Source organism: Nocardioides sp. (genome assembly GCF_036374615.1).
Taxonomy (GTDB): domain Bacteria; phylum Actinomycetota; class Actinomycetes; order Propionibacteriales; family Nocardioidaceae; genus Nocardioides.
The window spans coordinates 1-12,952 of sequence record NZ_DASUTK010000144.1 but is presented as its reverse complement, the minus strand read 5'-3'; the positions used below and the strand labels follow the sequence as shown (position 1 = coordinate 12,952).

Genomic DNA, 12,952 nt, shown 5'->3' with positions numbered 1-12,952 from the left:
GCACCGAAGGACTCCGCCGACCGCCGGATCGCCGCCGACACACCGCCCATGCCGCCCTCGGGGAAGCCCCAGGAGCCGAGCTGCCCGTCGCCGACGTCGCCGATCGAGTGGTGTGCCATGACGTACGCCGTGCCCGGCTCGTACGGGCCGGCCCACGTGCCGATGACGCCGTTGACGGCGAGCGCGCCCTTGATCTGCGGCGACTCGAACCAGTCGTCGAGCAGGTCGGCGATGCTCATCGTCATCAGCCGGGTGAGGTCGGCGATCGTGCGCCGGTCGACGTTCCGGTTCGTCCACGCGAGACGGGCGAGGTCGGCGAGGTCGCCGGGGGAGTGCGACCCGATGTCCGGTGGCACCCGCAGCAGCAGCGGGGCCATCACGTCGGCGAGCCCGGCCAGCCACTCGTTCCACTTCTCGTAGGCGCGAGCGTCCTTGAGCGAGAACCGCGAGATCTCCTCGCGGCTGCGCGCCGGGTCGTCCTCGTGCAGCGTGAGTGCGCCGCCCTCGGGGAACGCCTGGTAGTAGGGGCCCATCGGGTGGACCCGGTAGCCGTGCTGCTCGAGCTGGAGGTCGCGCAGGATCGTGGGCGGCATCAGGCTCATCACGTACGACAGCCGCGTGACGCGGAGGTCGGGATGGTCGGGCCACGGCGCCTCGGTGGTGGCGGCGCCGCCGGTGGTCGCTCGTGCTTCGAGGATCAGCGTGCGTGCGCCGGCGCGGGCCAGGTAGGCACCCGCCACGAGACCGTTGTGCCCGCCACCGACGACCACCGCGTCGTACTGCTGCGTCACGTGCCCTCCTGGAAGTCCTGACTGACTGTTCAGTCGAGTACGCTGGTACGGTACCGCGAAACAGTGCCCGGCAGAACCCAGGACTTGGAGCCGCCGTGACCACGACCTCCCCCGAAGGCCGCCAGCAGTCCGACGTACGACGCGACCAGATGCTGGTCGCCGCCGCAGAGCTGATCGCCGAGCGTGGCTTCGAGCGGACCCGGATCGCGGACGTCGCGAAGCGGATCGAGACCAGTCCCGCGTTGGTCATGTACTACTTCGCGACCAAGGACGAGCTGCTCACCGCCGCCCTGCGGCACTCCGAGGCGGCGTTCTACCGGGCGGCCGAGGAGCTGCTTGACAAGCCCGGCACCCTCGACAAGCGGCTCTCCAAATTGGTCGACATGACCTTCGACTCCAAGACCAAGGAGGAGTTCGCCGGCGCCTGGGGGCTGTGGTTCGAGCTGTGGTGCCAGGCATTCAAGCACCCCCAGGTCGCCCAGGACCGCCGCGAGCTCGACCAGCAGTGGCGCGACCTGATCACCCGCGTCGTCCAGGCCGGGATCGACGCCGGCGAGCTCAGCGACACCGACGTCGAGCAGTTCGCCGTCGAGTGGGCCGCCCTGCTCGACGGCCTCTCGGTCCAGGTCGCCCTCGACGACCCCCGCGTCGACACCAAGCGCGCCAAGCGGATCGCCATGGACTTCGCCCGCCGCGCCCTCAACCTCACCTGACGCCCAACCAGGTCGCTGGTTCCCCGCTCAGCCGGGGAACCGATGACTTGGTGGGGTGACCATCCCGCACGAAGTCATGGACTCGCGCACGAGGTTGCCCTGCAGGCCGCCCAAGGGCCACATCAAATCGAAGGCAAGAACCGCTCACTCAGCCGCGACGACCGACTGGCGGGGCATGACGCGCAGGGCGGTGGGGGAGAGAGTGACGCAGACGGTGCGGCCGGGGTCGAGCCAGGTAGGGGGTTCGCCGTGGACGTTGGCGACCTCGGCCTCGAGGGTGAGCTCGTCGCAGTCGAGGGTGACCATCGTGTGGGCGCCGCGATAGGTGAGGCGGGCGACGGTGCCGGGGAGCGCGTTGGGGCCGTCGAACCCGGAGGACTCGTGCACCGTCACCCGCTCCGGCCGGATCATCACCGTCACCGCATCCCCCTCAGCACACGGCTCACCGCCCGTCGCGACCAGCCGGTGCCCGCGTACGTCGCACGAGACCTGGTCGCCGTCGGAGCCGGTCACCACCGCGTCGTACAGGTTCGCGGAGCCGAGGAACGCCGCGACGTACGGCGTCGCCGGCCGAGCGTAGATCTCGCTCGGGGTGCCCACCTGCTCGACCTGGCCGTCGACAATGACCGCGACCCGGTCGGACATGGTCATCGCCTCCTCCTGGTCGTGGGTGACGTAGACGAAGGTGGTGCGCACCTCCTGCTGGACCGCCCGCAGGTCGCGCTGGAGCTGGCGGCGCAGCCGGGCGTCGAGGGCGCCGAGCGGCTCGTCGAGCAGCAGCACCCGCGGCTCGAGCACCAGCGCCCGCGCCAGCGCGACCCGCTGCTGCTGACCACCGGAGAGCTGGCGCGGCTTGCGGCCGGCGAGCGGGCCGAGCTCGACCAGGGCGAGCGCCTCGTCGACCTTGTGCTGGGCGTCGGCCTTGCTCAGCGAGGTGTACTTCAGCCCGAAGGCGACGTTCTCGGCCACCGTGAGAAAGGGGAAGAGGGCGTAGGACTGGAAGACGGTGTTCACCGGTCGCTTGTGCGCGGGGATCGACGCGAGGTCGCTGCCGTCGAGCAGGATCTCGCCGGCGTCGAGGTCCTCGAAGCCGGCGATCAGCCGCAGCGTGGTGGTCTTGCCGCAGCCCGACTCGCCGAGCAGCGAGAAGAACTCGCCCGCCTCGATCTCCAAGTCCAGCCCGTCCACGGCACGGACGTCGTCGTAGTCCTTGACCAGTCCCCGCAGGGACAACGAGCCCCCGATCACGCGGCCCGGACCGCCCGCGCCAACCGGTCCACGTTCGTCACGAAGCGCTCCACGTCCTCGTCGTTGTGCTGCACGGAGATCAACCACTGCTCGATCTTGCCCCACGGCGGCAGGAAGACGCCGCCGTTGTGCTGCACCAGCCAGTGCGCCTGCCCGAGCCGTTCGTCGACGTCGAGGAAGTCGCGGTAGTTGCGGATCGCCTCGCTGCGGAACGCGATGCACCCCTTCGCCCCCGCCGTGACCACGTGCCACGGCAGGTCGTGGCGCTCGATGATCTCCTCGATCCCGGCCCGCATCGCCGACGCGAGTCGCTCGATGTGCGCGTACGCTGCATCGGTCATCACCTCGGTCAGCATCGCCCGGGTCGCGGCCATGGCGAGCGGGTTGCCGTTGAACGTTCCCACCTGCTCGTAGGTGCCGTCGGCGATCAGCGCCATCAGCTCCTCGGTACCGCCGATCGCGGCGGTCGACACGCCACCACCGATCGCCTTCGCGATGCAGACGATGTCGGGTGTGACGCCCTGGGCCCGCGTCACGCCACCCGGCCCGACCGTCAGCCCGGTCTTGACCTCGTCGAAAGTCAGCAGCGCGCCGTGGGCGTGCAACAGCTCCTTGAGCCCAGCGAGATAGCCCGGCTGCGGGTGGATCACGCCGGCGTTCATCATCAGCGGCTCCAGGATCATGCCGGCCACCGAACCGGGATGGGCCGCCAGCGCCCGGTCGACCGCCGCCAGGTCGTTGAACGGCACGATCGTCACGAGGTCGACCATCGCCTGCGGCACGCCGGAGCCCGCCGGGGCCGAGGTCGGCGCGTCGGCGGGGCCCATCTCGCCCTCTTCGGGCGCCACCGACACCTGCACCGAGTCGTGGTGGCCGTGGTAGCAGCCCTCGACCTTGAGCAGCCGGTCGCGGCCGGTCGCCACGCGCATCAGGTGGACGGCGTCCATCGTCGACTCGGTGCCGGAGTTGCCGAACCGCCACTGGGGGAGCCCCCACCGACGTGCGAGCTCCTCGGCGACCACGATCGAGTCCTCGGTCGGCTGCGCGAAGTGGGTGCCGCGCCCGACCCGCTCGGTCACGGCGCGGACGATCGCCGGGTGCGCGTGGCCGGCCAGCGACACGCCGTACCCGCCGTGGAAGTCGGAGTACTCGGTGCCGTCGACGTCGAAGATCCGCGACCCGGCGCCGTGGCTCATCCACACCGCCTGCGGGTCCGCGATCTGCCAGTTGGACGTCGCGCCGCCTGCGAGGTGGCGGCGTGAGCGCTCGATCAGCTCGGCGCTGCGGGGTTGGCGGGCGAGGAACCGTTCGGACTCCTCGCGGATCAGTCGGTCGATCGAGTCCTCGCCACCGTCCTGACCTGCCGCCGGGGTGAGACCGGGAGTGGAGGGGTGGGACGTGGGCTGGGTGGCCGTCATGCGGCACTCCTTTGTCATTGACTGACTGTTCAGTCTATGACAGCGTTGCGAGGGTCGGCAACGAGGTGCCGCGGCGCGGGAGGTCTCATGAACCACCGAACACCGGACATCACCCGGCGCAACCTGTTGCGCGCCGGAGCGCTCGCCGGCGCGGCCGTCTCCTCCTCTTCGCTGCTCGCGGCGTGCGGCAAGCCCGAGGTCACCAGCGCCCAGGGCCTCCAGATCGCCAGCCCCGACAACCCGGTGAAGTGGCCGATCCACGATGACGTGCCGATGATCGAGTCCGGGCTCACGCCCGAGAAGGGCAGCACCCTCAAGATCTACAACTACGCCGACTACCTGAGCCCGCGCGTTATCAAGGACTTCCAGGCGGAGTACGACGTCAAGGTCGAGCTCTCCACCTTCAACGACACCGAGGAGGCGCTGAGCAAGATCGTCTCCGGTGCGCTCAAGTACGACATCTACTTCCCGTCGTACGACCAGATCGGGAAGATGGTGACGGCCAAGCTGATCAGGCCGCTCAACCACGAGTACATCCCCAACATCTCGAACTGCTGGCCCCAGTTCGAGGACCCCTGGTACGACCGCGGCTGGCAGTACAGCGTCCCCTACACGACGTACACCACGGGCATCGGCTGGCGGTCCGACCTGGTGCCCGACGACATCGGGGCGATGGACAACCCGTACGACGCTCTCTGGGACGCGAAGTACCGCAACAACATGGCCGTGATCGACGATTGGCACACGTGCATGGCGCTGCCGACGCTCCGCGACGGGAGCCACGATGTCAACGCCGAGGACCCCAAGGTGATCGAGGGCATCCGCACGGCGATGCTGGAGATGCAGCAGACGACGCTGCCGAAGGTCACCGTGAACATGTACAACGACCTTCCCGCCGGCCAGTTCGGCCTCTCGCAGATGTGGTCGGGCGACATCATCAACGCCGTGTACTACCTGCCGAGGAAGGACTCACCGGACCTCCTGCACTACTGGTTCCCCGAGGACGGCCGCGGGCTCGTCGACAACGACCTGATGCTGTGTCTCGCCCAGGGCGACAACCCGGTCGCCGCCCACTTCTTCATGAACTACCTGCTCGACGCCGCCGTCTCCAAGAAGAACTTCGGTTACACCGGCTACCAGCCCCCGCAGCGGGCGATCAACCCCGACACCCTCGTGGAGGACGGCTTCATCCCCGACAACCTGCGCTCGGCGACCGTGCTGGAGGAGTGGTTCGACACCGCCGACCGGCTGCTTGGCATGCCGCTCGACGTCGAGGAACAATGGCTCCGCGTGTGGCAGGAGTTCAAGGCCGGTGGCTGAGCCCGGCACCCGCCGGGGCCGGCTCTGGCCGGTCCTGGCCGCACCGGGGACGTTCTGGCTGCTGGGCTTCTTCGTCGCGCCCGCGTACGTCGTGCTGGCGATCCTGTTCGGGCAGGTCGACCCCGTCCTGCGCCGCTCGGTCCCGGCGTGGAACCCGGTCTACTGGGACACCGGCCAGGTCACCTACGTCCTCAGCCACATCGTCGGGGAGGACGGGTTCTTCGGGCCTGCCCTGCTGCGCACCGCGGTGTACGTCGGCATCGCCTCGCTGCTGTGCCTCGCGATCGGCTACCCGGTGGCCTACTTCGCCGCGCGGATCGCCGTACGACGCAAGGGGCTGCTGCTCGCGGCCCTGATCGCGCCGTTCTGGATCTCCTACATGATGCGGATGCTGGCGTGGATCAACCTGCTCCAGAACGACGGGCTGGTGAACCAGCTGATCACGCTCGGCGGTCTCTGGGACACCGAGGTCGACTGGCTGGGTGGCCACAGCGTGACGGTGGTGCTCGGGCTGGTCTACGGCTACGTGCCGTACATGATCCTGCCGTTGTACGCCGGGCTCGACCGGATCCCCGACCACATGCTCGAGGCCGGCCGTGACCTCGGGGCCAGCCGGTTCCAGACCTGGCGGCGGGTCACGTGGCCGCTGTCGCGGCAGGCGGTCGTCACGTCGGTGATCCTGACCTGCCTGCCGATGCTCGGCGACTACTTCACCTCCGACCTGCTGTCCGGCAAGCCCGGCCAGGCGATGGTCGGGAACCTGATCAACAACGCGGTGCTGACCCCCGGGCAGGCCGGGCAGTCGGCCGCGTTCGTCATGATCGTGCTGATCGTGTCGCTGGTGCCGATGGCGCTCTACGTCTACTCCACCCGCCAGGGCGAGGAGAGCCGGACATGAGCGTCGCGCGCCGCCGCGCCCCGTGGCTGGCCGGCCTGACCGGGCTCTACCTGTTCTGGTCGCTGGCGCCGGTACTGATCGCGGTGCTGTTCTCGTTCAACGCCGGCCGGTCGCGCACGGAGTGGCAGGGCTTCTCGTTCCAGTGGTACTACGGCGAGCCCGACCGCTCGGTCTGGGCCGACCAGGCCCTCCAGACGGCGCTGGTGCACACGTTTCGGCTCGGCGTGCTGGTCACCCTGATCGCCGTACCGCTCGGGACGCTGATGGCGCTCGGCCTCGACCGGTGGCGCGGGCGGCTGCCGACGGGCGCGAGCTTCCTGGTGATGCTGTCGTTCGTGCTGCCCGAGATCCTGCTCGCGATCTCGCTGCTGTTCGTGGCGACCGCGGTGAACGAGGTGCTCGCCACGCCGGTCCGGCTCGGCACGCTCGGCCAGGTGATCGGGCTGGTCACCTTCCAGCTGTCCTACCCGGTGATCATCGTGCGTGCCCGGCTGCTGACGATCGGCCACCACTACGAGGAGGCGGCGGTCGACCTCGGCGCCTCGCCGATCGAGTCGCTGCGCCGGGTGCTGCTGCCGCTGGCGTGGCCCGCGATCCTGGCCAGCGCGGTGCTGGTCTTCGCCGACGTGATCGACGACTTCGTGCTCGTGCGCTACCTCTCCGGCGGCTCCACGACGGAGCCGGTCTCGGTGAAGATCTACAACACCGCCCGCGCCGCCCCGACCCCTGCACTCAACGCGGTCGCGACGCTGGTGCTGGTCGCGTCGCTGCTGGCGGTGCTGCTGGGCTACCTCGCCTACCGTCGGATGACCCGCGGTGAGGACACTCGCACGGTCGGGATCGACGCGTTCACCGGCGAAGCCTGACCAGTCCGGCCGTTCAGACTGCGTAACGGTGCCGCCGGTGCGCTCCCCAACCGTTGCAGCGGGTGGGGAGCGAGGTCGGGGCACCGTTAGCCTCACGACGAGGGCCGGCTCCGCGCTCGACCGCGCCACCCGCGACACGGTACTGTTTGAACAGTCATTCAGGAGGAGGAAACCATGGCTCTGCCGACCGCGTCCCTGCTCGCCCCCGGCCGCGTCGTCCCGCCGGCCCCGCTGCCCGCAGCGGAGGTCGCGCGCGCCGCCGCACCCTTCGGCCAGAGCACGATGCTGCCGCGCGGCGCCTACCAGGACGATCAGGTGCTCGCCTGGGAGCGCGAGCACCTCCTCGACGGCTGGGTGTGCGTCGGCCGGTCCACTGAGATCGCCCCGAAGGGGATGCGCGCGGAGTCGATCGGCCGTTCCGGCGTACTGCTGGTGCGTGACGCCGACGGCGCGCTGCGGGCCTTCGAGAACGCCTGCCGGCACCGCGGCCACGAGCTGCTGCCCTGCGGCGGCAGCTCGCAGGGGACCCGCGCGATCGTCTGCCCGTACCACGCCTGGTCCTACCGGCACGACGGCTCGATGATCGGGGCGCCGGGCTTCCGGGAGGTGCCCGGGTTCGACACCTCGCTGTACTCGCTGAAGCCGGTCCGGGTCGAGGAGTGGCACGGCTGGGTCTTCGTCGACACCTCGGGCCAGGCGCCCGACTTCGGCAGCCACATCGGCCAGCTCGAGTCGGTCGTGGAGCGGTACGACGCGGACGCCCTGGTCACCCCGGTGGTCCACGAGTACGACGTGGAGGCCAACTGGAAGGTGATCATCGAGAACTACCAGGAGTGCTACCACTGCCCGAGCATCCACCCCGAGCTCTGCCGCGTCTCACCGCCCGACAGCGGGGACAACATCGAGCTCGAGGGCAACTGGATCGGCGGCAACATGGACCTGCGAACCAGCGCGGCGACCATGTCGCTGGACGGTCACACCGAGGGCACCGTGATGGCGCGGCTCGACGAGGTGGAGAGCCGGACGGTGATGTACGTCGCGGTGATGCCGAACCTGCTGATCTCGCTGCACCCGGACTACATCATGAGCCACCTGCTGACCCCGATCTCGCCGGACCGCACCCGGATCCGCTGTTCCTGGGCCTTCCCGGCCGAGGTCGTCGAGCGCGAGGGCTTCGATCCGTCGTACGCCGTCGACTTCTGGGACCTCACCAACCGGCAGGACTGGGCGGCCTGCGAGGCCGTGCAGCGAGGGATGAAGACCCCGAGCTACGAGCCGGGCCCGCTCGCGCCCAGCGAGGACGGCGTCTACCACTTCACCCAGCTGATGGCGCGCGCCTACCAAGGTCAGCAAGCCTGACGGCGCGGGGGCGGCCAACGCTCGGGGCCAGCGGCCTACCTGTGCTTACGGGCTCGTTCGGTCTCCTCGACCAGGTCCGTCGCGATCAGCCGGAGCTTGTGGTTCTGCGTGCTCGACTGGCGGACCAGGTAGGCGAACGCCTGCGTCTGGCTGAGCCCGTGACGCTCCATGAGGATGCCGATCGCGGTCCCGATGATGGTGCGCGTCCCGATGGCCGTGTGGAGCTGCTCCTCGCGCCGTACGTGTCCGAGAGCGAGCCCCGCGTGCACGGCGAAGTGCTCGGCGACCCCCACCGACCCGGGATCGAACGCCTCGTGGGAGGTGGAGTACAGGTTGAGGCCGACCAGCCGGTCCCCTTGCCCGTTCAGGCGTACGCCGATCTGGGAGCGCAGCCCGAGCTCGACGGCACGAGGGATGTAGGCGGGCCAGCGCTGCTCGTGGGGGGCGTGCTGGATGACCACGGTCTCCTCGCCGACGCGCGCATCCAGGCACGGCCCCTCGCCCGTCTTGTTCTGCAGGACGTCGAGCTCACCTGCCAGGTCGGTGGTGGATGCCAGCGTCTCGACCGCCCGGTCCGGTCCGACGAGCGTGAGGCTGACATGCTCGAACTCAGGGAGGAACCGCGGTGCTTGGGAGACGATCTCGTCGATGACGTGGGCAGCGTCCCGGGGCAGCTGCATCGCCTGCGCCGCCTCGGTCATCGTCCGAAAGTGATCGTTGCTCACCGTCTCATCGCCGTTATCACCTCGTACGTGCGGCTCCACCCGTGCGGGTGGAGATCATTCCCAATCGCCTGCAGGGGAGTCTTCACCCGTTTGGGCGGGTACGGTACCCCAAGGCCGAGGAGTACTCCGGAGCATTCAACGGTTCAGGCCCCTGGGCTCCAAACAAGCGGGCCCCAGGGCCGCACAGGCATCACCGCCCCCGGCACGCGAGTGCCGGGGGTGGTCGCTTGCGCTAGTGGGGGTCGCGCGGCCCCACCCGCACCGGCGCCAGCCGGCGTGAGGTCCGGTCGCGGCGGAGCCGCAGCAGCCACTCGGGCAGGTAGGCGAGCGTGTAGACGAGGGCGCCGCCGACGATCATCACGGTCTGGTCGACGAGCCCGGGCCTCATGCTGTCGAGCGGGTCGATGATGAACAGCAGTCCCAGCAGCACGGAGACACCCCCGAGCGCGCTACAGACGAACCCCCACACGTTGCGCGCCCAGCGCAGGGGCGCGGGCAGCGCCCACCAGGTCAAGGACAGGCGCTCACCCAGTGCCTCCGCCAGGGCCGGCACGAGATCGGCACGCTTCTCGCTGGTCCACACGCTGCGGGTGCGGTCCGCGGTCCGCAGCTTGAGCCGCCAGTGGCGGTGGCTGGCGATCAGCGGCGACACCTCGGCGCTGACGATCTCGGCCAGCGGGAAGCGCGGCACGATCTCGTGGAGGTCCGGAGCGCCGCCCCCCTTGTAGTGGCAGAACCTGACTGCGTCGGTCGTCAGCACGACGCGTTGCAGGCGCAGCCGCCGGACCGCGCCGAACTGCAGCACGGTCGCCTCGGGCGCGGGTTCCACCGCCTCCTCGAGCCACACCGGTGCGGACGGGTCGGCGCCGTGTCGACGTACCCACGCACGCAGCCCCAGCAGGTCGATGGTCGCGTGGCCGGTGCGATGGCGGCGTACGGCGGCAGCCACGTCGAGCGGCCGCCCGTCGGTGTCCACGAGCGTGCTGCCATCGGTCCACGTCCACGTGAGCGACCCTGCTGATGCGTCGAGCAGGCTGAGTGTGGCGATCTCGGTGATGACTCGGGAGATGATGGCGTCGACCCGCGGACCACCGTCGGGATTTTCACGAAGCTCCTCCTCCGTCGGTGTCACGCCCAGGAGGCCGGCCACGGTCGGAGCCCAGCCGCCCTCGAGCACCGAGCCCAAGGCGTCGAAGGTGGCCGGCACGGCACGGCCGGTGGCGATCCGGGCGGCGTCGAGGGTCAGGGCGACCTGACGGCGGAACACCCGTTCGTCGACCAGATCCGGGCGCTCCTCCCACGGCGTCGGCTCGTCGTCACGTGCCCACTCCGGGGGAAGAATGAGGAGCGCGAGCTCCGGCTCGTGGCGCATCACGCCCGGGAGCTCGTCGGCCGCGCAGCCGAGCTCGGAGTCGCGGCGAGCCGGCCAGACGTCCGCACCGGCCTGCTCCCACGCGGCCAGCATGGTGCGGAGGCCGGTCCACGGGTCGTCGTGCCAGGCGCCCACCAGCAGCGCGGGCCAGAGGAACTGGTCCACGAGCAGATCCCATCCTTCGGCCACCACCTTCCGAGCGCTCACAGCGGACTTCAGCTTTGCTTCGCCCCTGACGCCGGATGCTTCCTCGGCTGCGATCCAGGACGCCTTGGTCTGCTCGACGGCCGAGAACCGTCGGGCCAGCCGTCGGGCCAGCCGCCTGGTCCCGAACGAGGCGTCGCGGCCGACGTCGCCGTACACCAGCCGCAGCGCAAGCCGTTCGCCGAACGTCATGCTGCCGTCGGTACGTCGCGCGAGCCTCACCAGGGCGGCCAGCTCGTCCTCGCGCAAGCAGGCCACCAGGCCGATACCGATCCGAAGCCCGCCCCGGACGGTCATCCACACCGCGGGTTCAGTCACGACCTTGATGTCCCTGGCCCGCAAGCCGGCCTGGGCGCGGACCCAGCCGGCAACCTCGGCCCGATCGCGGCCCCGGAGCGCGATGCCGGCTGCGTCCGGCAGCGACCGTGGCACGAGCGCGGGGACGATGGGGTAGAGGCTGAGGGCCACCCCGATGGCACAGGCCAGCACCCAGGCCTCCGCCTGGCTATAGCCGGCGTTCAGCGCCAGAGCCCGCATGAGCAGCGCGCCGCCCAGTCCCCACAGCAACCCCGCTGCGAGCGCGAACGCCCACAGCCGAACCGCGCTCCTGGCGGCGCTCGTGAAGGCCGCGCGAGCGGTCGCGGCGTCGTCCGAGCGGGAGTCAGGCGGTTCGGCAGTCGACACGTTCAGGCTTCCGAGACGATGGATTTGCGGATCAGCCTAAGCGTCGTGCACGAGGTGCCGTGGAGGTGACTCCTCTCAGGCAGGGCCGCTGCGCCGGCCCTGCCTGACGACTACTTCGATGTGACCGTCCACGAGTAGGGGACCAGCCTGTTCGAGGCGTCGTCGCGGATGCCGCCGGTCAGCTTGATCGTGTAGCTCTTCCCCCGCCGCAAGTCACGCGATGGGTTGAGCACCGCCTTGAACCGGCTGCTCGACGGCGTGACCTTCGCCGTGAGAGCTTTCCGCGAACCCACCGGGATGATCTTGAACGTCGTGTTCTTCACGTTCCGGACCGGCTCGCTGAACGTGACTGTGAAGTTGGCGCGCCGCTTGACGAGCCCGGCGGGCTTGACAAGGGCGACCGCGGGACGCAAGGCGTCCACGCGGAACTGCCACCAGGGAGATGCGCCGATCTCGACGCCGGCGCTGTTGAGGCTGACGACGCGCCACTCCCAGTTGCCGTCACCCACGATTGAGGGTGCCCAGGCGAGAGCTGGGGTCCGGACAGAGGTGAGACCGCCGCCACCTTCGAGTCGGAGGTCCCAGCGGTAGTCAGTCGCACCGTCGACGCCGGTCCAGCTGAACAGGGTGTCCCGACCGACGACGAGCGTCTCGTCCTGAGGCGCGGTCAGAGCGGGTGCGGAACCGGTGACGCGGAAGCGTGCGGTCGGATCCGCGAGATCCGTCCACTGCCCAGGCCTTCCGGCTGCGTCGCGGGGCCGGACCCGCCATGTGTAGGACTGTCCCGACACTGCTAGCGGAGCGGTCGGCGTGAGGGCGACCTGCTTGCTGTTGCCGGAGAACACCAGGTTGCCCGCCTGACCGATGGTGTCGGCGTCCTTGTACACCTCGACGTCGTAGCTCGCGGCGTACGCCAACGGGTTCCAGCGCAGCGGAGCCGTGCCGGTCGTCTGGGCGTTGTTGACGGGCGCTGTGAGAGAGACCACCGGCGACCGCTTGACGAACATCCGCGGGTCGCTCCAGGTGAGCGAGTTGTTCGAACCGTCCAGGGCCTGGACCCGCCAGTACAACGGACCCTCCGGGTAGGTTGTGCCGGCCGCGGTGTAGGTCATCTGATCCACCAGGACCTCGTCCAGTGGGGACTGGAAGTTCGGGTCGTTGTCGACCTGGACCCGGTACAGATAGGCCTCGACGTCCGGTTCGACCGAGTGGACGCCCGCGTGGCTCCCGGGCGTGCTGGCGTCCTGGTTGGTGGCCAGGAAGTCGCGCCAGGTGAAGGTGATCGAGTTCGACGGAGTGGCACCGTTCGTGGGAGTGAGCAGTTCTACCGGCTTGGACAACTTGTTGAAGGCGT

The 12,952-nt window shown here is 69.7% G+C and carries 11 protein-coding genes; 5 read left to right on the top strand and 6 right to left on the bottom strand.

What is annotated here, in order from left to right; translation table 11 throughout:
- The coding region (locus VFZ39_RS11345) for an NAD(P)/FAD-dependent oxidoreductase (protein WP_330865863.1) at positions 1-791 on the bottom strand (791 nt) is incomplete at its 3' end.
- Positions 792-886: 95 nt separating this feature from the next.
- Here VFZ39_RS11345 and VFZ39_RS11340 point away from each other — a divergent pair.
- Positions 887-1,504 (top strand): TetR/AcrR family transcriptional regulator, encoded by a 618-nt coding sequence (locus VFZ39_RS11340; protein WP_330865862.1) that lies wholly within the window; start codon positions 887-889, stop codon positions 1,502-1,504.
- A gap of 144 nt (positions 1,505-1,648) precedes the next feature.
- Here VFZ39_RS11340 and VFZ39_RS11335 read toward each other — a convergent pair whose 3' ends face one another.
- Complete coding sequence (locus VFZ39_RS11335) at positions 1,649-2,737, bottom strand: ABC transporter ATP-binding protein (protein WP_330865861.1); 1,089 nt, start codon at positions 2,735-2,737, stop codon at positions 1,649-1,651.
- An 11-nt stretch (positions 2,738-2,748) separates the two neighbouring features.
- On the bottom strand, positions 2,749-4,170 hold the full coding sequence (locus VFZ39_RS11330) for an aspartate aminotransferase family protein (RefSeq protein ID WP_330865860.1): 1,422 nt from the start codon (positions 4,168-4,170) through the stop codon (positions 2,749-2,751).
- Positions 4,171-4,257: 87 nt separating this feature from the next.
- On the opposite strand from VFZ39_RS11330, the gene VFZ39_RS11325 reads away from it, so the two are divergent.
- From VFZ39_RS11325 to VFZ39_RS11310, 4 genes are all read left to right on the top strand, one after another.
- A complete protein-coding gene (locus VFZ39_RS11325) occupies positions 4,258-5,490 on the top strand; it encodes a spermidine/putrescine ABC transporter substrate-binding protein (protein ID WP_330865859.1) in 1,233 nt (410 codons plus the stop codon).
- Positions 5,483-6,388 carry an ABC transporter permease gene (locus tag VFZ39_RS11320; RefSeq protein ID WP_330865858.1) on the top strand — a complete coding sequence of 302 codons (906 nt, stop codon included), beginning with the start codon at positions 5,483-5,485 and terminating at the stop codon, positions 6,386-6,388. Before VFZ39_RS11325 ends, VFZ39_RS11320 begins: the two co-directional genes overlap by 8 nt.
- Positions 6,385-7,254, top strand: coding sequence for an ABC transporter permease (locus VFZ39_RS11315; RefSeq protein ID WP_330865857.1), 870 nt, complete (start codon positions 6,385-6,387; stop codon positions 7,252-7,254). Before VFZ39_RS11320 ends, VFZ39_RS11315 begins: the two co-directional genes overlap by 4 nt.
- A 174-nt stretch (positions 7,255-7,428) precedes the next feature.
- The gene (locus VFZ39_RS11310; protein WP_330865856.1) at positions 7,429-8,613 is read left to right on the top strand and encodes an aromatic ring-hydroxylating dioxygenase subunit alpha; all 1,185 of its coding nucleotides are present in this window, start codon (positions 7,429-7,431) and stop codon (positions 8,611-8,613) included.
- A gap of 35 nt (positions 8,614-8,648) precedes the next feature.
- Here VFZ39_RS11310 and VFZ39_RS11305 read toward each other — a convergent pair whose 3' ends face one another.
- The 3 genes from VFZ39_RS11305 to VFZ39_RS11295 form a co-directional block, all read right to left on the bottom strand.
- The gene (locus VFZ39_RS11305; RefSeq protein WP_330865855.1) at positions 8,649-9,314 is read right to left on the bottom strand and encodes a GAF and ANTAR domain-containing protein; all 666 of its coding nucleotides are present in this window, start codon (positions 9,312-9,314) and stop codon (positions 8,649-8,651) included.
- Positions 9,315-9,570: 256 nt separating this feature from the next.
- Positions 9,571-11,598 (bottom strand): hypothetical protein, encoded by a 2,028-nt coding sequence (locus VFZ39_RS11300; RefSeq protein ID WP_330865854.1) that lies wholly within the window; start codon positions 11,596-11,598, stop codon positions 9,571-9,573.
- A gap of 110 nt (positions 11,599-11,708) precedes the next feature.
- On the bottom strand, positions 11,709-12,952 hold a 1,244-nt coding region (locus tag VFZ39_RS11295), incomplete at its 5' end, for an Ig-like domain-containing protein (RefSeq protein WP_330865853.1).